The sequence below is a fragment of the Marinomonas sp. HM11-D genome (genome assembly GCF_057626615.1).
In genome coordinates, this window is record NZ_JBMMKT010000001.1 from 206,761 (window position 1) to 228,194 (window position 21,434).

At 48.2% G+C, this 21,434-nt stretch carries 22 protein-coding genes; 14 read left to right on the forward strand and 8 right to left on the reverse strand.

What is annotated here, in order from left to right; all coding sequences use genetic code 11:
• Positions 1-292: 292 nt before the first annotated feature.
• Both ACOSVP_RS00950 and ACOSVP_RS00955 read left to right on the forward strand, forming a co-directional pair.
• The gene (locus tag ACOSVP_RS00950) at positions 293-1,663 is read left to right on the forward strand and encodes an SEC-C metal-binding domain-containing protein (protein WP_487345643.1); all 1,371 of its coding nucleotides are present in this window, start codon (positions 293-295) and stop codon (positions 1,661-1,663) included.
• A gap of 142 nt (positions 1,664-1,805) precedes the next feature.
• Positions 1,806-2,090, forward strand: a complete 285-nt coding sequence (locus ACOSVP_RS00955; protein WP_487345644.1) for a hypothetical protein — start codon at positions 1,806-1,808, stop codon at positions 2,088-2,090.
• Between the two features lie 18 nt (positions 2,091-2,108).
• Here ACOSVP_RS00955 and ACOSVP_RS00960 read toward each other — a convergent pair whose 3' ends face one another.
• Entirely contained in the window at positions 2,109-2,879 is a 771-nt protein-coding gene (locus tag ACOSVP_RS00960) for a hypothetical protein (protein WP_487345645.1), read from the reverse strand.
• Between the two features lie 542 nt (positions 2,880-3,421).
• Here ACOSVP_RS00960 and lplA point away from each other — a divergent pair.
• Positions 3,422-4,438, forward strand: coding sequence for a lipoate--protein ligase (lplA, locus tag ACOSVP_RS00965; protein ID WP_487345646.1), 1,017 nt, complete (start codon positions 3,422-3,424; stop codon positions 4,436-4,438).
• Position 4,439: 1 nt separating this feature from the next.
• On the opposite strand, the gene ACOSVP_RS00970 is transcribed toward lplA, so the two are convergent.
• On the reverse strand, positions 4,440-5,648 hold the full coding sequence (locus tag ACOSVP_RS00970; RefSeq protein ID WP_487345647.1) for a LysR family transcriptional regulator: 1,209 nt from the start codon (positions 5,646-5,648) through the stop codon (positions 4,440-4,442).
• Positions 5,649-5,784: 136 nt separating this feature from the next.
• On the opposite strand from ACOSVP_RS00970, the gene ligA reads away from it, so the two are divergent.
• The 7 genes from ligA (at position 5,785) to ACOSVP_RS01005 (ending at position 11,100) form a co-directional block, all read left to right on the forward strand.
• Complete coding sequence (ligA, locus tag ACOSVP_RS00975) at positions 5,785-6,177, forward strand: protocatechuate 4,5-dioxygenase subunit alpha (protein WP_487345648.1); 393 nt, start codon at positions 5,785-5,787, stop codon at positions 6,175-6,177.
• Positions 6,177-7,022: a class III extradiol dioxygenase subunit beta gene (locus ACOSVP_RS00980; RefSeq protein ID WP_487345649.1), complete on the forward strand. Its 846-nt coding sequence runs from the start codon at positions 6,177-6,179 to the stop codon at positions 7,020-7,022. Before ligA ends, ACOSVP_RS00980 begins: the two co-directional genes overlap by 1 nt.
• Positions 7,019-7,726 carry an alpha/beta fold hydrolase gene (locus tag ACOSVP_RS00985; RefSeq protein ID WP_487345650.1) on the forward strand — a complete coding sequence of 236 codons (708 nt, stop codon included), beginning with the start codon at positions 7,019-7,021 and terminating at the stop codon, positions 7,724-7,726. The genes ACOSVP_RS00980 and ACOSVP_RS00985 overlap by 4 nt, the downstream gene beginning before the upstream one ends.
• Positions 7,723-8,175 carry a nuclear transport factor 2 family protein gene (locus ACOSVP_RS00990; protein WP_487345651.1) on the forward strand — a complete coding sequence of 151 codons (453 nt, stop codon included), beginning with the start codon at positions 7,723-7,725 and terminating at the stop codon, positions 8,173-8,175. The genes ACOSVP_RS00985 and ACOSVP_RS00990 overlap by 4 nt, the downstream gene beginning before the upstream one ends.
• A gap of 131 nt (positions 8,176-8,306) precedes the next feature.
• A complete protein-coding gene (locus ACOSVP_RS00995) occupies positions 8,307-9,287 on the forward strand; it encodes a TRAP transporter substrate-binding protein (protein ID WP_487345652.1) in 981 nt (326 codons plus the stop codon).
• Positions 9,288-9,289: 2 nt separating this feature from the next.
• Positions 9,290-9,799 (forward strand): TRAP transporter small permease, encoded by a 510-nt coding sequence (locus ACOSVP_RS01000; protein WP_487345653.1) that lies wholly within the window; start codon positions 9,290-9,292, stop codon positions 9,797-9,799.
• On the forward strand, positions 9,796-11,100 hold the full coding sequence (locus tag ACOSVP_RS01005) for a TRAP transporter large permease (protein ID WP_487345654.1): 1,305 nt from the start codon (positions 9,796-9,798) through the stop codon (positions 11,098-11,100). Before ACOSVP_RS01000 ends, ACOSVP_RS01005 begins: the two co-directional genes overlap by 4 nt.
• Positions 11,101-11,191: 91 nt before the next feature.
• Here the strand turns inward: ACOSVP_RS01005 and cpxA are convergent, their stop codons facing one another.
• The gene (cpxA, locus tag ACOSVP_RS01010) at positions 11,192-12,592 is read right to left on the reverse strand and encodes an envelope stress sensor histidine kinase CpxA (RefSeq protein WP_487345655.1); all 1,401 of its coding nucleotides are present in this window, start codon (positions 12,590-12,592) and stop codon (positions 11,192-11,194) included.
• On the reverse strand, positions 12,592-13,281 hold the full coding sequence (locus tag ACOSVP_RS01015; protein WP_487345656.1) for a response regulator: 690 nt from the start codon (positions 13,279-13,281) through the stop codon (positions 12,592-12,594). The genes cpxA and ACOSVP_RS01015 overlap by 1 nt, the downstream gene beginning before the upstream one ends.
• Positions 13,282-13,466: 185 nt before the next feature.
• On the opposite strand from ACOSVP_RS01015, the gene ACOSVP_RS01020 reads away from it, so the two are divergent.
• Positions 13,467-14,006, forward strand: a complete 540-nt coding sequence (locus ACOSVP_RS01020) for a CpxP family protein (protein ID WP_487345657.1) — start codon at positions 13,467-13,469, stop codon at positions 14,004-14,006.
• A gap of 77 nt (positions 14,007-14,083) precedes the next feature.
• Here the strand turns inward: ACOSVP_RS01020 and ACOSVP_RS01025 are convergent, their stop codons facing one another.
• From ACOSVP_RS01025 to ACOSVP_RS01040, 4 genes are read right to left on the reverse strand one after another with little or no spacing between them, the layout of a single operon-like run.
• On the reverse strand, positions 14,084-14,890 hold the full coding sequence (locus ACOSVP_RS01025) for an amidohydrolase family protein (protein WP_487345658.1): 807 nt from the start codon (positions 14,888-14,890) through the stop codon (positions 14,084-14,086).
• 1 nt (position 14,891) lies between these two features.
• Positions 14,892-16,385 (reverse strand): tripartite tricarboxylate transporter permease, encoded by a 1,494-nt coding sequence (locus tag ACOSVP_RS01030; RefSeq protein WP_487345659.1) that lies wholly within the window; start codon positions 16,383-16,385, stop codon positions 14,892-14,894.
• A gap of 22 nt (positions 16,386-16,407) precedes the next feature.
• Positions 16,408-16,875, reverse strand: a complete 468-nt coding sequence (locus ACOSVP_RS01035; protein WP_487345660.1) for a tripartite tricarboxylate transporter TctB family protein — start codon at positions 16,873-16,875, stop codon at positions 16,408-16,410.
• The gene (locus ACOSVP_RS01040) at positions 16,875-17,837 is read right to left on the reverse strand and encodes a Bug family tripartite tricarboxylate transporter substrate binding protein (RefSeq protein WP_487345661.1); all 963 of its coding nucleotides are present in this window, start codon (positions 17,835-17,837) and stop codon (positions 16,875-16,877) included. Before ACOSVP_RS01040 ends, ACOSVP_RS01035 begins: the two co-directional genes overlap by 1 nt.
• A 178-nt stretch (positions 17,838-18,015) precedes the next feature.
• On the opposite strand from ACOSVP_RS01040, the gene ACOSVP_RS01045 reads away from it, so the two are divergent.
• The 3 genes from ACOSVP_RS01045 (at position 18,016) to ACOSVP_RS01055 (ending at position 21,389) form a co-directional block, all read left to right on the forward strand.
• Positions 18,016-18,936, forward strand: a complete 921-nt coding sequence (locus ACOSVP_RS01045) for a LysR family transcriptional regulator (RefSeq protein WP_487345662.1) — start codon at positions 18,016-18,018, stop codon at positions 18,934-18,936.
• A 129-nt stretch (positions 18,937-19,065) separates the two neighbouring features.
• The gene (locus tag ACOSVP_RS01050; RefSeq protein ID WP_487345663.1) at positions 19,066-20,352 is read left to right on the forward strand and encodes an MFS transporter; all 1,287 of its coding nucleotides are present in this window, start codon (positions 19,066-19,068) and stop codon (positions 20,350-20,352) included.
• A gap of 152 nt (positions 20,353-20,504) precedes the next feature.
• Positions 20,505-21,389: an ArgP/LysG family DNA-binding transcriptional regulator gene (locus ACOSVP_RS01055; RefSeq protein WP_487345664.1), complete on the forward strand. Its 885-nt coding sequence runs from the start codon at positions 20,505-20,507 to the stop codon at positions 21,387-21,389.
• Positions 21,390-21,434: the final 45 nt, after the last annotated feature.

Here is a 21,434-nt window from a genome sequence, read left to right on the forward strand (position 1 = left end):
CTGTTAACTTAATTAATATGGCTTGAAACGTTCGCCTTGATTTGAATCGACCAGCATTGTCTAGTCGGTGCAATCCGTAAGACTGGAGTTGTATCACTTAAAGTGCTTGGAGGTGTAAATTGCCTAATTGTTTATTGCTATACAAGAAGAGTACCATTTAGATCTTGTGTCGATGTAATACCGCTTAGGTGCTAGCAGATTCGTGCTCTGTAGTCGATGGCTGTACATTACATAGGCATTGTTAGTTCTGAAGCGAAGTGCGTTTGAACAGAAATTTGAAAAGGATAATTCATTGAGCAGCATTGATAAAAAAAACGATCTTGATCTGAGTCGCTTAGTTTCAGAAACCGTCTACGAAAGTTACGCTACCGCGTTGGAGTTTATCAACGCTAACCCTGATCACACGCTCACACTTTTTAGGATAATTGCTGAAGAGATAGTTACTCTTTTAGCAACTCAAAATAAATTGAGTTTTGCTAAGAGGGATCTATTTAGTCAGATCAAAGAGTTATGGGACTGTCAAATAATAGACAAGGCTACTTATGACCTTCTTGATGAGATCAGAAGATCTGGAAATGAAGTGGTTCATAGTCCAAATGAATTGATTTCTGAGCTAAGCGGTTACGATCAATCCTCTGAAGAGTTTATATCTAATAGAAAGAGAGACCTTTCTGATCGAGCCCATCAAGTTAGAAAGTTAATGGTGAAAATTTTTGAGGAAGTTGCTTATCTTATTAAAAATCAAATAGTTAAATGTGTAGAGCTATCTCCTTCTGGAATACAGGATGTCCGAGAAGTTATTCATCAAGCTTTTGAAAGTATGGACTGGAACGTTAAATTTAAGGCAGGAATTATCCTTGAATCAATGTTTGTAGAACAGTCTGTGCAGACTGGCTTACGATACACAGCGGTAAGTAATGCTCAATTGAAGCACCTAGCACAGAGCGCTATAGGTTGCTTTGATGCCGCATGTGAAATATCTGCAAACTTGGATAATCGAATTGGTCATGAATTCGATGATGAGCGATCTATCCAAAAATACGCAGATGTAAATGTGTTGTTTAAATTTGCTAGTCTTGCATTAGGTGAGCCGTCTGAATCAGAACTCTACAAAAAAGCAGAGCCTCGGCTTAAGGCGGTTGCTGATAGAGGATATGGACCAGCTGAGGCTAAATATGGTGCATTCTTATATGGTCAAGAAAAATATGCTAGTTCTATCAAATACTTAGAATTAGCAGCTCAAAAGGGACTCCCCCATGCACTTAACATTTTGTTCTTATATTACTCTGAGGGTAAAGCTTGTAAGGAAGACCTTGGTAAAGCTATGTTGTGTCTCGATCAAGCTTTGGAAACTGGTGATCCAGATGCCTATGCTTATTTAGGGATGGCATATGAAGCCGGAAAGCTCTTCCCAAAAAATAAAGAGCGGGCAATGGAGGCCTTTCAAAAGGCTAGCGGTATGGGCAGTATTGTTGGTCAACGTGCGCTGTTTATACATACCTTAACAACCGATCTCCAAAAGGAGGCAGAAAAAACTTTGGAACACGTGAAGCAAGTAGCTAAAGCTTCAGTTCTACAGTCTGTTCATAAACAGAAAAAGATTGGTCGTAATGATGTCTGTCCATGTGGTTCAGGCAAAAAGTATAAAAAATGTTGTGGTTAACCCACGTACAAGCCAAAAAACAGCTTTCTAATTTAGTACACTAAGCCAATGAATGCTTCAAGTAGTGAGTCAGTAGACTTCTAGCGAACTCTGAATCGTGCACTACAATCAATACCAGTGCATCTCCTTTAGAGTAACGGCTATGTATATCGATCATGATGTGCTTTTGAGTTTATATCCCTTCGACAGTAGATTTGTTTTCTATCCGACAGTCGAAATCTCTGATACCTACCTTTTTATCTTTCTTAGAATGCTACAAGAATTGGATCAATTGCCTTACGCATTGGAAGTTCTGAATGTTGAACTTGATGATCTGCACAACATTCCAACCGCTCAGCTTTACTCGACAGGCTCACAGAAGGAGCTTTCTCCAATTCTGGATAGATATGGTTTCTTGCTGCGTAAAGCGGCAGGGATAGATAGTTAATGCTTGCTAGCTATGTGATTAGCTAGTTTTCCAGCGTTTGCTTGCACAGTTTAAACAATGCTTTTGTGCTAAGTAGTTTTTAACTACTCCATAAATAATATCCAAGGCCTCTTCATATGTGACTATGTTTTTAGGTACTTTCCAGCCACCAACTCCATGTCTAGCTTCAGTTCCAAGTACACAAAAATTATTCACGGTTCCTGTAAATGCATTGATTCGCTCGGAGTCTAAACCGAGTTCTTTAGGTGCAGCCTTTGTTCCACCAGAATAGTGAGCCATTGTATCCCAAATGCAGTATAGGTTTCGCCAGTCAAAGCCTGCTGCTAGTAGCCTAAGCAAGTGAAAAAGATCTTCGTGCTCTATTGATAGCTCAAGATAGCCAGTTGTTTTGTAAGAGAAAGGTGTATCGTATGGTCGATGCGGAAGTGCTTTTAAAAAAGGATTTGAAGCAGGTACATTGAGGTCCGCATCGAAGACTTTCTTACTTGCGCCAGCTTCTTCATCGATTTTGTATAAAGAGTCGATAGATAGTGTTCCTCGTCTTCTTAAACCATCAAATCCCCATTCAAGTGCTGAGGCACCGTTTAAAAGTTCAATAAGACCTTTGTAAGCAGAGACAACTTCATCTTGGTCTTGCACGCCTTCAGTATGTCTGGAAGACAAGAAGAAATGCTCAGCTTCATGATCATCAGAAACATCGAATATGGAAAAATGCCCTGAATTCATGTCTGAGAGGTTTCGCAAAATTGGGCTATTTCCACGAAGAGATACACTCCATTTAGGACTCATCGGTTTTATCCTTAAATTTTAAAAATTACGTGATTTGGAAAGCTTCAATCTTGATCAAAGGACGAGAACTATTGTTTTACATGTGAATTTTTAAGTCAATTTTGAGTGAGAACTGAATAATTACTAACTATATGAAATACATAGCAATTATTTTGTCTCCGATTTGGTTTTAAATTTTGGTTGAAATGAGTCCACGAAATACGGGGCTTTGAAAGGTGTTTTGTCTTCGGTGGAATTGTACGAAATCAAGTATTGGTGAAGTCAAAGCGAAGAATATCGTAGCGGGGGAAAGAATACGTGATGCCGGAACTCGCTAAATTCTGTAGGGGAAGGGATATTCCTTCGTTTTGATGGATCCACTCGGTTAGATCGGAAGTAATTTATCTTTGAAGATTTGACCAAACCTTAGCCCTTAGCATGCCTGTGCTAAGGGCTTTTTTATGTTCGCTATCACTGGCTGTAAAGTTCAGCCTTGTGCTTTAATCTAAACATAGACAAAAGAAATACGGTTCCTCTCATATTGCACACGGAAGAGAGTTGTTATGAATAAGACGCGGATCTTGATCTCGAATAGTGATGACCCTTGGTTCAACCTAGCGGTGGAAGATACCATCTTTCGATCGATGCCAGCGGATCAGCGTGTGCTCTTCTTATGGCGTAATGCCGATACCATTGTCATTGGTCGCGCACAAAACCCTTGGCGTGAATGTAATACTGATCGCATGCAGCAAGATGGTGTGAAGTTGGCCCGTCGTCAGACGGGAGGTGGCGCGGTATTTCATGATTTGGGCAATACCAACTTTACCTTTATGGCACCCAAGCCTGAGTACGATAAAGAAGTCTCTACTAATATTGTGCTGGCTGGGCTTGAGCAACTGGGCATCAAAGGTCAGGCCAATGGACGTAATGATCTGGTGGTGGAGGATGGCGATAGCATTAAAAAATTCTCCGGCTCGGCCTATCGTGAAACGGCCGATCGCGGCTTTCATCATGGCACCTTGTTACTCAATGCCGACATGCAGCGTTTGGGCGATTACCTCAATCCGGATGAGAAAAAACTGCAAGCCAAAGGCATCACCTCGGTACGTTCACGGGTGACCAATTTAAACCAAATCAAACCGGACATTGATCATGACATGGTGTGCGAGGCGATTATTGCCGCCTTTTCCGCTTACTATGGTGAGCAAGTTGAGCCAGAGCTGATTTCGCCGGATCATTTCCAAAACTTACCGGGTTTCAATGAACGCTTCGCCCGTCAAAGCAGTTGGGAATGGAACTTTGGCAGTACGCCGCCATTTACTCATAACTTAGATGAACGCTTTGATTGGGGCGGTGTACAGCTGTTACTGGACGTTGAAAAAGGCATTATCAAGCAAGCGACAGTATTTACCGATATGCTCGATCCTGCCCCTTTGGAAAATCTCGCGCTGCGTTTGCAAGGTATGCATTACAATGTGGCGAATGTGGTCGATGCAGTGGATCAGCTCAAAAATAGCTTTCCGCAATATGCCCATTGGATGGCAGAGTTGAGTGATTGGCTCACCCGTGAGCTGGCCTAAATCACGCTAGTTTGGCTTTGATTACGCTGCGAAGCTCCTCGATAAAGGTATCTATAATCGGCGCTTGGTAGGCTCTGTGCAGGGTAATGCCAATCGTACAATCAGGCTGAGGCAACTCGATTGGCACCTGTTTAAGGCGTGGGTTGAGTTGCTGAATGTTCCAATCATCGTAGAACAGTAGCGCAATGGCATCGCTGTGAATGACCAACTCTTCTGAGGAGGCAAAGGTCAACATTTCCAGCGCTTGAATCGGCGGTTTATTATCAATGCTGTGAAACAGCTTCTCGAAATACTCCCGAATCGGCGTGCCGTGGCGCGCCACAATCCAACGCTCATCGGTCAAATCTTTTAAGCTGTTTGCCTTTTGATGGATCGGGTGATCGGCCCGCGCTATCAAGGCATATTGCGCATGTAATAACGGAATTTCGATTAAATCCGGGTGAATCGGCCCGGTGCGTAATAGCCCCAAGAAACAGTCTATTTCCCCTTGTCGTAAGGCATTGGCGAGCATGTGATAGGGCCCCTGCATGGCTTGTAAACGGATACGCGGGTGCTGCTTAAAGATCGAAGCAAAGGCAATCGGCACGATATCTTGGCAAGAAAAGGACAGCATACCCACGGAAAGCCGTCCGGTGAGTTCATTGGGCCGTGATTGCAGCGCTTGGCTTAAGGCTTGCGCGACAGGCAAGGTGCGAAGATACAGCGCTGCCAGCGCCTTGGCTGCGTCCAGAGCGACCAAGCCATGACGCACCCGTTCAAACAGCGGTTGGCGTACCATATTTTCTAACTCTTTTAGGGTTTTGCTCACCGCAGGTTGGGTAATCTTCAACGCTTCGGCGGCCACGGAGGCGCTGCCCAGTCGACTGACCGCTTCGACCACCATCAGATGACGCCATTCCAAATGATTTTTAAGGGTTAATGCTGTGCCTGCGTTTGGCTGTAGCTGTTCGGCCACCTCGGCAATGGCATTGAGGATGGTGTCACAGGATGAAATCACCACTTCGCCATCGGCGGTCAGTTCGGCACCACTCCAGCCTCGGGTAAAAATACTCACCTGTAGAGCCTGCTCGGCCTGAGTTAACGCCCTGGAAACACTGGATTGGCTGAGGTTAAGAGCGGCACTGGCGTTTTGTTCAGAGCCTTTTCTCATCACGGCGCTAATGATGCGGCATTGTTTGAGGGATAACGGTGTATGGTGGTTTTTGCTCATAAGGTGCTCAGCGGTAACGTTAAGATATAACCAAATTTTAGAGAATGTTTTTAAAAGTGCATAGGACAGATATTAAGTTGCTGTGTAGGGTTAATAAAAACAATGCAATACATCTTTTGGCTTGAGCAGGAAGAGTATGAATTCTAATAATAAAAGCTACAGCGATATTCCTGGTACGACTGTATTTGATGGTGAGATGGCGCGCAAAGGCTTCCACCTCAATCAGTTCTGCATGTCTTTGATGAAGGCTTCTAATCGGGAAGCCTTTAAGCAAGATGAGCGTGCTTACTTGGATCAGTTCCGCCTCAGCGAAGCGCAGAAACAGGCGGTGTTAGCGCGTGACTTCACAAAGCTTATTGCCCTTGGTGGCAACATCTATTATCTCGTCAAAATCAGCTCGACCGATGGCCTCAGCGTTGCTGCCGCCGTGTCGACCATGACCGATCTTTCTACCGAAGACTATCTCGATATGATGCGCCGTGGCGGCCGTTCCCCAGAAGGCAATCGTTATCTTAAGGAGCAGCACTAATGGCTAAGATTCATGCCGGACTTGGCACCTCTCACATTCCTTTACTCGGGCGCATTATCGATATCGGTGACAGTGATAAAGCCGAGTGGGCGCCGGTATTTTCAGGCTTTGAATTTACCAAACAGTGGATTGCTGAGCAAAAGCCCGATGTGGTGATCTTGGTCTATAACGATCATGCCACCACCTTTGATATGAAATTTATTCCTACTTTTGCCATTGGTTGTGCCGAGGAATTCCAACCCGCTGACGAGGGTTATGGGGCGCGTCCGGTACCGACGGTGAAGGGCGCGCCAGAACTCGCTTGGCATCTTACCGAGCAGCTGATTTTAAATGGTTTCGACCTGACGATTGTGAATGAAATGGATGTGGATCACGGTCTAACGGTGCCTCTATCCATGGTGTTTGGCCAAGTGGATGAGTGGCCTTGTCGAGTGATTCCGCTCGCGGTCAATACCGTGGTGTATCCCGCACCAACCGGTGAGCGCTGCTTAGCCTTGGGCAAAGCACTGCGCCAAGCGATTGAGCAATTTCCAGAAGATCTTAACGTACAGGTGTGGGGCACAGGCGGTATGAGTCATCAGCTATTAGGTGAACGTGCTGGCTTGATCAATCAACCTTGGGACATTGCTTTTATGGACAGTTTGGCGACAGATTATGAGCGTCTAGCCAAGATTTCTCAGGTGGAATATATCCGCGAATCTGGCACCGAAGGTTGTGAAATGGTGATGTGGTTGATCATGCGCGGAGCCTTAAATCAGGTCAAAGAAGTGCATCGCCATTATCACGTACCGGTCTCGAACACGGCGTTGGGGCACATTATTTTTGAAGAAGAGGCGCCGTTATGAAGCCAAGATTAGTTTGTTTAACCGGCTTACTGTGCGATCGCTTGGTGTGGCAAGGGGTAGCTGAGCAGCTAGAGTCGCTAGCGGATGTTGAGATTATCAGCTTTGCAGGCTTTGATGATTTGACCGCCATGGCGCAATCTGTGTTGCAGCAAGTTGAGGGCGAGTTTGCCTTAGCAGGGCACTCCATGGGCGCTCGGGTGGCGCTAGAGATTTACCGTTTAGCGCCTGAGCGAGTCACCCATTTGGCGCTATTGAATACTGGTGTGCACCCGAAATCAGACAAGGAAATTCCTGGTCGTATGCGTCTATTAAAACTGGCGCAAGAGCAGGGGACGCAAGCGTTAGCAGTGGATTGGTTACGCCCGATGATGTCGCCCCAAGGTCTTAAGAACAAGGCTTTAATGGAAGAGCTTGAAAAGATGGTAAGTGCTTACTCAGTTGAGCAGTTTGCCGGACAAATTAATGCCTTGCTAAACCGTCCCAACGCAGAAGCGATTTTGCCAACGATTACCGTACCAACCTTGTTGCTATCTGGCAGCGAAGACACTTGGAGCCCTGCCGCCCAACATCAAGCTATGCAACAACAGATTGCTAACAGCGAACTTGTGATGGTAGAGGGTGTCGGACATATGGCACCGGTAGAAGATCCAGTGCAGGTCGCTAAAGCGATGCAACACTGGTTGAGTCAAGGAAACCAAGCATGATGAATAACCCTGATTTAGAGACCATGCTGATTGAATGGCAATGCCAAAAATTGGTCACCCATACCATTAATTTGCTGGATCAATGCCGCTGGCAAGAGTTATCTGAGTGCTACACCGAAGACGGCATTTTGTATCGCCCCAGTGCACCGCTTGACGGCATTAAAGGTCGCGAGGCGATTCTAAAATCCTTTACTGAGCGCCCAGAAAAAGAAACTTGTCATGCGCTCAGTAATATGGAAGTGACGGTACATGATTCGCAATCTGCGACCGTGGCATCACGTGTAGTGTTGTTTTCCGGTGAGCAAAAGGCCAAGGATATTGAAACAATTATCAGCGCCAAAGCCAGTGTCTTTATTGGGCGCTTTGTTGATGAATTAAAAAAGGTCGATGGCGTTTGGAAAATAGCCAAGAGACAAGGATCGATTGAACTACACTACAAAGGGAGTTGATCAAAAAACGCCTATTAGGCCGCTAGCATATGAGTTTTACGAAATAGGGCGTAGCGCGGTGTTGGCTCGTCCCCAGGTCCAAAATAAGAAACGTCCTTTATGGGCACTAAGATCAATATGGGAGTAAACATATGAACGTCAGTAAACTGCTTGTTGCCGCGACTGCGGCCGTTGCACTGTCCAGTCAAGTGATGGCCGAAGAGTTGAAGTTTGCCAACTTCACCCCGCCATTCCATACCATTAACGCTTCGGTGATTGAGAAGCTCAATACGGACTTATCGGCAGCGACCAATGGCTCGTTGACGGTACGTGGTTATCATGGTGGTGAGCTCGGCTCAGGTCCAGCGGAGCAATACATTCGCGTACTGCAAGGTGCTGCGGATATGGCGTGGGGCTTACCTGGCTATACCTCTTCACAATTTGGCAAAACCATGATTGCCGAGCTACCAGGTGCAATTCCAGAAGACATGCCTGGTTATCAGGCTTTGTGGCGCGCTTACGATAAGAATTTAAGCCAAGAGTTTCCGGGCACTAAACCTCTGGCATTATGGACTTCTGAGCCCAACATTTTCATCATGCGTGACAAGGTCATCCGTTCGCCACAGGATTTAAAAGGCCTGAAAGTACGTGTGGCGGGATCGACTGCGGCGGAAGTAGCCAAAGCCTTGGGGGCAACTCCTGTGCAGATGCCTATTAGCCAAGTCTACAACGCTATGCAAACGGGTTTGATTGACGGTGTGATCACGGGGGCATCGACCCTGAAAGACTTTAAATTGGATGAAGTGGCTGATGCGCTAACCTTGGGCGCACCACTTGGCCGTCTGACCTTTTTCACCGTGTTGAATGCTCAAGTATACGGCGACCTTAGTGCTGAGCAGCGCGCCGCAGTGGATGCTGCAAGTGGTATGGAACTGTCTAAAAGTGCTGAAGATGCCTGGCTAGCCACCGCTAATGCCGCATTAGCGGCCGCACAATCCGATAGCGCCAACACTGTGGTCGAGCTTTCCGATGCAGAAAAAGAAGCTTTCACTAAAGCCGTTTCAGGTGTTGTGAACAGCTATGTGAAAAGCGTCGATGGTGAAGATGCCCTAGCGGCCATGCAAGGCAATTAAGTATGTTGATCACCATACGAAAACTGGCGGACGGGCTGATTAGCCTGTCCGCTGCGATCGGGGCCTTAGGTCTGATCTTCATTATGTTGGTGATCCTAGTAGACGTGATTGGGCGAGCGTTCGGCTCGCCCATGTACGGCTCACAGGATGTCATCACCATGTCCATGACCGTGGTAGTGTTTGGGGCGATGGCCATCTGCGACCGCACGGGCGGTCATATTGCCGTGGACCTATTTGAGCGCGCTTACCCAGAGCTTCTCAATCGAGTGATCGATATCGTTGCCGCCTTGTTAGGCGCAGTGATTTTTGTCGGCATTGCCTATGCCGTTAATGAAAGCGCTAAGCTGTCGGCCATGTTAAATCTATCCACCAATCTATTACGCTGGCCCAAAGCTTGGTTTCAAAACGGCTTATCTGTGTTCGCCTTGTTGACCGCAGCGGGCATGTTATTGCGTGCGCTGGAGTTAACTTTTTCGGGACGTGATGTACGTAAAAAAGGAGACACTGCATGAGTGCTTCAATGATTGGCATGCTCGGTATTCTGATCATGTTTGTGTTGCTGATCCTGCGCGTGCCGGTGGCGTTTGCCATGTTCGCGGTGGGCTTTGCTGGTATTACCATTTTAGACAGCAGTCGCTCGGCGTTTAGCTTGCTGGCGTCGGAGAGCTTTACTTTAGCATCGTCACCCGAACTGGTGGTGATTCCACTGTTTATCTTGATGGGCAATGTGGCCTCGGTAACCGGTATGAGTCAGCGGCTTTACGATGCGGCCTATGCCATCATTGGCCAATTTCGTGGCGGGTTAGCCTCGGCAACCGTGATTGGTTGTGGTGGTTTTGCCGCGTTATCGGGCTCTTCTGTGGCATCAGCCCTCACCATGGGGAAAGTGGCGCTCGGACAAATGGATCGCTTCCACTACAACACCCGATTATCGACCGGTGTGGTGGCGGCTGGCGGCACGCTAGGCATCTTGATTCCGCCATCAACGGGTTTTGTGATTTATGCCATTCTTACTGAGCAAAGTATCGGCCGCTTGTTCCTAGCCGGTGTCTTGCCAGGCATCATGTTGTTGCTTTTGTTTATTGTCATGATCATGGTGATTTGCTATTTCAAACCAGAGTTTGGCCCCGCGGGTCCGGTCACCAATTGGCGTGAAAAGCGTAAAGCTATCCTCGGCGCTGGTCCGATTGTTGGGGTGATCTTTTTAACCATCGGCGGTATTTACGGCGGTTTGTTTTCTCCGGTTGAGGCGGCAGCCGTGGGGGCAGGGATTGTTACGCTGGTTGGTTTTGTTAGTCGCACCTTGTCTATCAAAGCGCTCTGGAAAGCGTCGCGCGATGCGGTCATCACCACCGCAACCGTAATGTTGATTTTGATCGCTGCCCATTTGATTAACCCTTTTATGGCGCTTAGTCATATCCCAGCGGCGGTGGGGGAATTCTTATCTGCCTTGGATCTTGGGGTAACGGGTACTCTGATTTTGATTCTGATGATTTATCTGGTGCTTGGCTGTTTTCTAGAAGGCTTTGCCATGCTGGTACTGACTTTGCCGATTTTCTTCCCGATTATTACGCAGCTGGGCATTGATCCAATTTGGTTTGGGGTATTGACCGTGTTGACCCTAGAAATGGGCCTAATTTCACCACCGGTCGGCATCAACGTCTTTATCGTCAAATCAGTGGCACCGAATGTGGAGCTGGGTGATATTTTCCGTGGCGTATTACCTTTCTGGTTGATGATGATCCTAGCGGTTGCCTTGCTAATGATCTTCCCGCAAATCGTATTAGTGTTGCCAAATACCATGTTTGGCTAATCGTTGAAGCCATGTTAGTACCTAAAAAAATGGCTCTATACCTGTTGGTTTAGAGCCATTTTTATTATCAGTGATACCTAGTATCAAGTGTCTACAAAGCCAAAGGAAGTTTGATTTCTATCTTTAAGCCACCCAGCTCACTTTCTAAAGCTCGAATACTGCCATTGTGCTGACGAATGGCATTTTCGGTAATCGCTAAGCCAAGACCGGTACCACCACTGTGCTGATCACGGGCGGTGGAAACGCGATAGAAGGGGCGGAAAATGGCGTCTCGTTCTTGCTCTGAAACACCGTCGCCATCGTCTTCTACCACTATGGTGAGTTGCTGAGGGTCAGCACTCATATTGACCTGAATCTTTGATTTACCGTAGTAAATGGCATTACGCACGATGTTTTCTAGGGCACTCATCAACAGTGGCGGATGACATAAGATGGAACGCTCAGGAATGTTCGAGAAGGTTAGGGTTTTGCCCATTTGCTCCGCTTCGTATTGGGTGTCTTCGAGCAGCTCTTCCCACAGACTTTGCAGTGGTTGCTGCTCACGCTGGTTATGACTGTCCACCTGCATACGTGACAATTCCAGCAGGTTAGTGATCATCGACTCTAAGCGCTGTGCTTCGGTTTCAATGCGGGTCAATTCAGGGCTTTGACCTAACTTACGTTGCGCCAAAGAATTGGCCATCCCGAGCCGAGTTAGCGGCGAGCGTAGCTCATGGGAGATGTCCGATAACAAACGTTGCTGTCGAGAAATCATCTGGTTTACCGCTTCCACCATCTGGTTGAAGCTGGCTCCCGCTTGACGAAATTCGGAGGTGCCTTTTTCAAGATCGGGGTCGATGGTGAATTCGCCTAGAGCTACTCGCTGGGCAGCTTTTTCAAGCCTACGTGCTGGTTGACTTAAGGCCCAAGCTAACCAGAGTAACAGCGGCGTGCTGACCAACATGGTGACCAATAGCAGTTGGAATGGGTGATCAAATAGTTGGATCAAAAAGCTTGGCGGACGAGTCCACTTGATACCCACATAAAGTAGGTAATCGGCGTTCGCTAGCGTAATCGGAATAGGGCCGGCCAATAGAAAACGCCCGTAAAGACGCTGTTGCGGAACGCTATTGTCTTCGATATTGGTGACAAAGTTACGTAATGCACGGGCACTCATGGAGCGACGATCATAAGGCGATAATAAGTTGCCTTCATGATCGGTAATAAACAGTTCTAAACCGCCATCGCTACCGTGCTCATCGTGTTTACGGCGCTCATCGGTGCGTTGCTTAAGTTGCCACACAATGCTTTGAATATCCGTCTGGCCGCGAAATTGCTGCTCGATTCGATCGCGAGCATCGAGTAAGCGCTGATAATGGCTCTTTGGAACATCGGTCATTTTGCGAGGATCGAAGTGCTGTAATGACAAAACCGCCATCAGCACCAAAAACATGGTGAACCAGAAGATGGCAAAGATACGGCCGTAGAGACTGGTGATCTTAGGCAGGCGCATCAATCGCCCCCTTCGGTAAGAAGATAGCCGCGCCCGCGCAGGGTTTTGATGCGTGGCTTGCCATTGTCCCAATCCGGTAGCTTTTTACGCAGGTTAGAAACGTGCATATCAATGGCACGATCAAACGGCGCTAAGCGTTTGCCCAGCACATCGAGACTCAAGGTTTCCTTGGTTAGAATTTGCCCTGGGTGTAATAAGAAGTGATGCAACAGGGCGAACTCGGTGCTGGTCAGCTCCATTAAGGTATTGCCGCAGTAGGCTTCGATCTTGCCTGGGTAGAGCTTAATATCGAAGTACTCGATGACATCGGCCTGAGTATCGTTTTGGCGAGTTTGTGCTCGGCGTAAAATCGCGCGAATACGTGCTAACAACTCACGCTCGCTAAAGGGTTTGGCTAAGTAGTCATCCGCGCCCAGCTCCAAGCCCACGACGCGATCGATTTCTTCCCCTTTGGCAGTCAGCATCAACACCGGAATATCGGAGTGTTCCCGCAGACGGCGTAGGGTATCGATGCCGTTCAGTTTCGGCATCATCACATCCAATAGAATCATATCGACTTGTGGCGTAAGCATGGCGAGGCCCGCTTCACCATCGTGTGCGACTGATACGGTAAAGTTTTCATAGGTGAAGACTTCTGTCAGCAGCTCTGTCAGTTCAATGTCGTCGTCAATTAGGAGAATGTGTGCCATGAGTGCCTCGTGCGTTGGGCTGTGCCAAGGATGTTGTCCCTAGTTTACTGAGAAAGCAGCGCTACTGTCCTGTCTTTACGATACTTTACCTTGCTTAGACGTCCCTTTACCTTGCAGGAATTATTCTATCTTCAAGCGCTGAGACATCAGCCAAATGACACCCCCTATAGATAGAGGTACTGAAGATGACTTTGACTAAAAAACTGATCGCAGCAACAGTGGCGTTACCATTATTCCTAGGTTCTGTAGCTTACGCGGATGACCATCAAGGCGATAAAGAGCGTCACGGTAAAAAAGGTCCAGGTGCCTGTGGCGACGCGGCGCTAATGCATCAACTGTCATTAAGCGATGAGCAAAAAAGCGAAATCAAAGCTTTGCGCATGGCTAACCGCGAACAAATGAAAGCCTACTTTGACAAGAACGGCGAAGCCATGATGGAGGCTCGCAAAGCACAACAGGCGCAAATGCAAACCTTGGTGATGGCGGATAAGTTTGATCAAGGAGCGGCCAACAAGTTAGCCGAAGGCATGGCGGCGAAGCACGCCGGTATGATGGTGAAGAAGCTTGAGAATGAACATAAGCTGGTGAGCCTGCTGACCCCTGAACAAAAAGCACAATACGCCAAGCTAAAGCAAGAACAGAAACAAGCGTGCCAAGACGATCGTGGTCACCGTAAAGGTGGTCATGACAAGAAAGGCCACGACATGGAGCAAGAGCGTTCATAATCCATGTTGTAAGCCGCAATGAAAATGCCGCCGAGGTGTGCTCCCTTGGCGGCATTTTTTTCTTAGTGAATGAAAGATTAAAAACCGTATAAGCGCGCGGGGTTATCACTAAAGCAGGCGAGGAACTGCTGTGTATTCATGGCTTGTTGGTAGAAATCTAACATATCCTTAGTTGTTGGCACGGGCTCTGGCGTCATCACATGAGGCCAATCGCTACCCCAAATGCAACGCTCTGTAAAACGACTCGCCAGGGTTTCGACAAGAGGCAACAAGTCTTGGTAGCTGCCCACTTGCTGGCTGACCCGCGTCGGTGCCAGCTTCACCCACACCTTGCCAGTGTCTAATAAACCACACAGGGCTTCGATGTCGGCTGGGCTATTTGGGTTACAGTGACCAAAATGATCCAATACCAGATGCTGGCCTTGTGCCAATGTTGGTAGCAAAGATACTAGGCGCTCATAACGCGCGGGTTCCGTATTTAGCTCCACATGCCAAGCGACCTCTGCACCACGTTTTGCCAATTCTGGCAATCGTTCCAAATCGTTTAAACCCAAGCGCGTGCGATCTTGAATACGCAGGGCTTTGACGCCAGCATCGGCAAGCTCGCGTAAGCCTTGGCTGTCTTCATCGATCATGGCAACCGCACGAAGCTCCAGTTGTTGATGCGTTTGTAGCGTGTTCAATAATCGCGAGTTATCCGTGCCATCGATGGAGGCTTGGATAATCACCGCACGACCAATCTGCCCACAGCTGGCTTCCAAGACAAAGTCATTCATGTCTTTCGCTGGCGGCACATAACTCGCCGTTTTGCTTAGGCCTGCACGACTAAACACATGCATATGACTGTCGCATAAGATAGGCCAGTGAGGGGACAATGTTTGCATGTTAAGAAGCCTTTTTCTGAGCTTGGCGCTTAATTGAGCTGTAAGCCAGACTGGCAATCACGCACAGCAGAGTGATGCTCAAGAAGCCCATAGCAATGCTCGAATGGAAGAATATATCGAGACTACCGTTGCTGGTCAGCATGGCTTGGCGCACACTTTGCTCCAGCGGTGTCCCCAAGATTAAACCGATTAATAACGGCGGTAATGGGAACCCACTACGGCGGAACAAGAAGCCGACAAAACCTGCTCCCAACATAACCCAAACATCGGTCAGACTATTGTTCACTGAGAACGCGCCCAGTAGCGCAAGAATGGTAATCGTCGGGAACAGATGACGCGGTTTAATGCGAATCACATGTACTGCCACCTTGAACAATAACAGTCCGAAGATGATGGTGGGGATCGACGACAAAATCAGCGCTTCAAAAATGGCATACACTTCCACGCCGTAATCACGGAATAGAAATGGTCCCGGTGCTAACCCTTGCAGCATAAAGGCACCGAGAATCACCGCGGTAACGGCGTCGCCGGGAATGCCAAGGGCAAGAGTTGGAATTAAAGCCCCGCCGGTGACGGCATTGTTGGCTGCTTCAGGCGCGGCCACCCCTTCATCTGCCCCCTGACCAAATTGCTCCGGCTTTTTCGAGCGTGAACGGGCTAAGCTATAGCTCATAAAGGCGGGCACAGTGGAGCCGATGCCCGGCAAAATGCCGACAAAGGTGCCAATAATAGAAGACCAAAGCAGCGACGCACGCATACGCCACATATCCAGAAAACCGACCGAACTTGGCAGTAACTCAGGCACTTCAGCGTCTTCTGTATCGGATTTCTTACGTTGAAACAGCTGTAACAAAACTTCTGACATGGCAAACAAACCCACTAGTACAGGGATCAGTTGCAAACCGTTTTCCATGGCAAAACTGTCAAAGGTAAAGCGGGGCGTGCCTTCAATGGGATCAAGACCAACGATGCCGGCAAAAATCCCCACCAGTACCATGATGGCGGCATCGAGGCGTACGCCGCCGCCAAACAGAATGATCACGGTTAGGGCAAACAGCATCAGCGTGGCCATTTCAGCGGGGCCAAAGTTCAGCGCCATGGAGGCTAGTGGTTCAGCTAGCATCATGAGCACTAAACAGCTAAAGATATTACCGGCTACGCTGGCATACAGTGCGATGCGTAAAGCACGGCCACCTTCACCGCGGCGTGCCATGGCAAAGCCGTCAATCGCGGTCGCGGCAGACGAAGGAGTGCCTGGAACATTGAGCAAAATCGCTGAAATAGAGCCGCCAAAGATTGCCCCTTGATACACCCCCAGCAGTAAGGTAATCGCGGGGATGGGTGGCATAGAAAAGGTTACGGGGATCAGTAGAGCAATCGCCATGGTGGGGCCAAGGCCTGGAATCGCGCCGATGATGATACCGGTAATGATGCCTGAAATAGCGGCAACTAATACCCAGATATCCATCAGGGCACTTAGAGCTTCGAGAAGCATTGTATATTCTCCACGGAAGAGCTTATGGAAGAGGGATGTTGAGCCCTTGTTGAGCGCCAAAACTGACCAGTGCTGCCACCAGCAGTGGCACGCCGATGTTATAAATCAGTTGGCGTTCACCAAAACTGATGGCGGTGACAAATGCCGCGAGAAAGGCGCCTGCTAAAAAGCCGATGGTCGGCATCAGTAATAACGCAGTCACTACGGAGCCGGTGACGAACAACACCCGTAGCCAACCAAAGGCGGGGCCAATTGGTGTCTCACTGGCGCGGAATTTGATGATCATGCGAGCGAAAACGGTTACCACGATGAGCGTCAAAATAATGCGTGGGAAAAACTGTGCGTCAAAGCTTGAATCACCGCCAAAGCTCCACACCTGAACTTGCTCTTCTAGTACCGATAGACCAAGCGCGGCACTCACGACCAACAGCAGACAGGTCAGCGTTTGCACGCCGAACTGTCCGCGGATTGTAGTTTGTTGCTGTGCCATTATTGTTTGCTCAACTCTTTGGCAACGTTGCGGTACGTTTCTAGGTTGGCTTTGACCGTTTCACCGAGCTCTGCACCGCTCATAATGCGCACTGGCTGGTTAAGCTTGGTCATAAAGTCTTTGAATTCGTCAGACTGAGCCACGCTAGTAAAGACGCTTTCTAGTTGCTCGACGATCGCTTGGTCAGTGCCCGCTGGTGCCATGATGCCGACTACAGAAGGAAACTCCACGTTATAACCGGCTTCTTTTAGGGTTGGCGCTTGCTCGAAATCTGGATCGCGGCTGCCATCTAACACCCCCAATAAAGATAACTGGCCGCCATTAACCAAATCTCGGTAAGCAGGCACCAGTGCCACATCCACGTGACCACCTAGCAAAGCGGCGGTTGCGGCAGAAGCCCCGTTAAACGGCACGTGTTTTAGCTTGGCACCGGTTTCACGGGCCACAGATTCAAAGGACAGGTGGGCACCGCCCATGGCGCCAGCCGTGCCGTAGCTAATGGTGGTACCGGATTTCGCTGCGTCGATCAGATCTTTTAGTGAGTGGTATGGGCTACCTGCTTGTACCAATACGCCATGGTAGGGACCTGAGTAGTTGAGAATAGGGGTGAAATCTTTCACTGAGTCGTAGCCTACGGGACGAATCGCTGGCGTGACAAACAGCGGTGATGAGGTGGTAGCAATCAAGGTGTAGCCGTCTGCTTTCGCATTGGCCACGGCACGCATGGCGTTGGTGCCACTGCCACCAGGGCGGTTTTCCACCACAATGGGTTGTCCCAATTGCGGTTCTGCCAGTGAGGCTAGCTTACGCGCTGAAATATCCGTTGTGCCACCTGCACCGTACGGTACAACCACGGTGACTGGGCGATTTGGGTAGTCTTGGGCTGACGCAGCCATTGCGCTAAGTCCGATGGCGCATGCTACGACAGCGTGCTTGATGTTGCTCAAATTGAATAGGGTCATGAGTATGGTCCTGTATTCGTCTCGTTATTTTTATAGTAAGTCATCACTCTCAATGCTTGACGTTATTGTGAATGATTTTCACCTTTGTGTCGCCTAAGCAGAGAAGTTGATGTGACCAAAGAGTAATAATGGATATAATTAATCACTTCCAATCATTAATTTTTTCAAAATCATCATTATGGCTGATCAATTAGATTTGAGGGATCTTCTCTATTTCCAAACCATTGCCACGCTTGGTCATGTGGGCAAGGCGGCAGAGCAGTTGCATCGTTCGCAACCAGCATTAACTGGCTGTATCCGCCGTATTGAGCGAACGCTTGGCACGCTGGTGTTTGAAAAGGATGGACGTAATATTCGTTTGACGCCAGCCGGAGAGCTGTTGTTGGTGCGGGCGCGCAATATTTTAAGTAATGCTCAAGATATTATTCGCGAGATCCAAGACTATGATCAGGGCATTTCGGGCCATATTCGCCTTGGTTTGGTACCCACCGCCGCCCATCATATCTTGTTGCCGGTCACGCGTATTTTGACCAAGGACTTTCCTGATGTTCAGCTCAAGACGGTGATTGGTCAAACGGACCTGCTGTACGATCAGCTGAAAAAACGTGAATTGGATTTGGTGATAGGTCTAAGCACGGGCTTGGATGAAGAATTTGAATCGGTGGCCTTTTATCAGGACACCATGGTGGTGGTCGCCAACAGTTCCCATGAAATCTTTACTAAAGATAATCTCTCGCTACAGCATTTATTGGATTATAAGTGGGTGTTAGCCCCCAATTCGGTGGTCAGTCGCCAATGGCTAGATCGTGCTTTTGAGCTACAAGGGCTCACTAAACCGGATGTGCAGATCGAAACCAATCTGTTGCTGATGATTCCCTCCATGATTATGCAAACCGAGCTGTTGAGTTTTATTTCCCGACGCAATTTGCAAGGCTCTGATCCAAGCCTGAAACATCTCAAAGAAGTGCCATTAAAAGAGATGAGCATGCAACGCTATTACAACGTCATCAATGTCAAAGATGGCTATTTGCCGCCTGTTGCGCGACGTTTGCGTGAAATACTCATCAAACAGGGTAAGAACATCTTTGAGGGGCATTGATCTTTGATTGATTGCGATTAAACAGGGTGTTACTAGATTCCATAATTCCCCTATACAGTTAAAGGATTTAGTGACACAGTGTAGGGATACAAATGTTAACACTTTACGGAATCCTAGGAGTGGCGATTCGTGTTTAAGCAGACCTTGTTACCGATTTGGAGTTTGTTGTTTGGGGTGGCCATCATCACCATGGCCAGTGCATTGCAAAGCTCGTTGATTGGTATTCGGGCCTCGATTGAAGCCTTCAATACGACGGCCACAGGTTTGATCATGTCGTCCTACTATGTTGGCTTTATCCTAGGGTCGATTCTGGTGCCCACTTGGGTAAAGAATGTCGGCCACATTCGGGTCTTTGCCGCTGTGGCGTCCTTGGCTTCGATCACCATCTTGATGCAATCCGTAGTGGTCAATCCATGGTTCTGGATGGCCATGCGTATGGGCACTGGGTTGTGTTACGCGGGCCTCTTTATTGTTACCGAAAGTTGGTTGAACGGCATTGCCACCAACAATACCCGTGGGCGTTTATTCTCCATTTACATTATCGAGATTTGGGCCAGCCAAACACTGGGTCAGTTCTTACTAAATGTCTCATCTCCAAGCGGTTATGACCTGTTTATTTTGACCTCTGTGCTGATTTCCATGGCCTTGGTGCCTCTGTTATTAGTGCGTACACCATCGCCAACCATCGAAGTGCCGGAGAAGCTAAATCTTACCGGCCTGATAAAAGCAGCCCCTCTGGGGGCAAGTGGGGCTTTTGTCGCCGGCATTACTTCGGGGGCGATTCTTGGTCTGGGGGCGCTGTACGGTAAAAGCATTGGCCTGGATGTGGCGGAGATCTCTATTTTCATGGGGGCGAGCTATATTGGTGGCATGTTGCTGCAATGGCCAATTGGTAAGTTTTCCGATAGCCAAGATCGTCGCGTGACCATTCTGTGGGTGGGGATAGTGGCAGGGATCACGGCTTTGGTGGTGCCCATTGGCCACGGTATGGAAAACTTGATCATTATGCTGATTGGTATGTTCCTAGTGGGAGCGTTTACCTTCCCGATGTATTCGCTATCGTCGTCGCATTTAAACGATCATTTACGTCCTGAGCAGATTCTGTCCGCAAGTAGCGGCTTGATTTTGTTAAACGGTGCCGGCGGTGTATTAGGGCCATTGGTGGCCTCGGCAATGATGGATTTCCTACATCTTGATGCCTTATTTGTCTTGATCGCTTGTATGAACCTAGCCATGGCTGGTTTCGCTTGGCTGCGTATTCGAGCTAAAGCTGCTCCGATTACCGTTGAAGAGCAGGGCGATCATGTGCATGTGGGGATCGCCATGTCGCCAGTGGTGGCCGCTGAAATGCTATCGGAAGCGGATCCCAGCACTTCTAGTCCATCTGAGTCTAACGAAGTGGAGATGAAACTTTAGCATTCACAGGTCTAAGAAATCGCTCCTTAGTAAGCCTGTTGTAAAGCTCATGAAGATTGTATGTCTACCCTATTCAGGAAAAGGGCGATGGGTGTATGATGATTATCTAAGTTAGTTGAGTTAATGAAACTTCAGTTGGTTTAAATATACTAATGTTGGATTATCAAGCGGCGTATTGCTTTCACCAAGTTGCGAAGTTGCAAAGCTTTGAGGCCGCGGCACAAACCTTGTCACTGACCCAGTCAGCAGTTTCGCAAAAAGTGAAGCGCTTGGAGCAATCCTTAGGAGCACCGCTCTTGATTCGTGAACGCCCAGTTCGGCTAACGGCTTTGGGCGGGCACTTGATGACCCATATTCAGAAAGTATTATTGCTGGAAGATGGATTATTTGAAGTGATACACGGGATCGAAGGGGCAGAGCCTCTCGCCATCGCGGTGAATAATGATGCCTTGGCTACTTGGTTTGTCGCGGTGCTGAATGAGTTCTCTCAGCAAAGCAACAGCACCCTTCAAGTGACTTCTCAGGATCCTTCACAGGCGCGTGAATTACTGCAACGTGGTGAGGTGATGGCTTGTGTTTGTGATTCAGAAATGCCGGTCAGTGGGGGGCGTTCAGTACCCTTAGGAAAAATGAGCTATGAGTTGGTAGCCGCGCCAGCGTTCATTGCAACCTATTTTCCTAATGGAATTGAAATGGCAGCCGTCAGCGACTTGCCAGCCTTAATTTATGATGAGCAGGATGCTGCTCTATGGCGCCGTTATCAGCAAGAGTGTTTAATGCTCGACGCCAATACACGCCATTGTCATTGGTATCCGTCGTCCCATGGCTTTATTGAATTAGTGAAGTCTGGCACAGTCTGTGCCTTGCTTCCTAGCGTGCAAATTAAAGAGGAGCTTTCGAGTGGTCAGCTCGTTTCTCTTTTTCCTGATCTGCCGTTACAATTGCCGTTGTTTTGGCATTGGTATGAATTAGCAAACCCTGTGTTAGAGCGTTTAACTGGGGTTGTTCAAAGTGTCACTCGAACAGTGTTACTTTAATGGGGTCTGCCGCGCGGTAATGAATTGGCGGCCCGAGAATTTGTT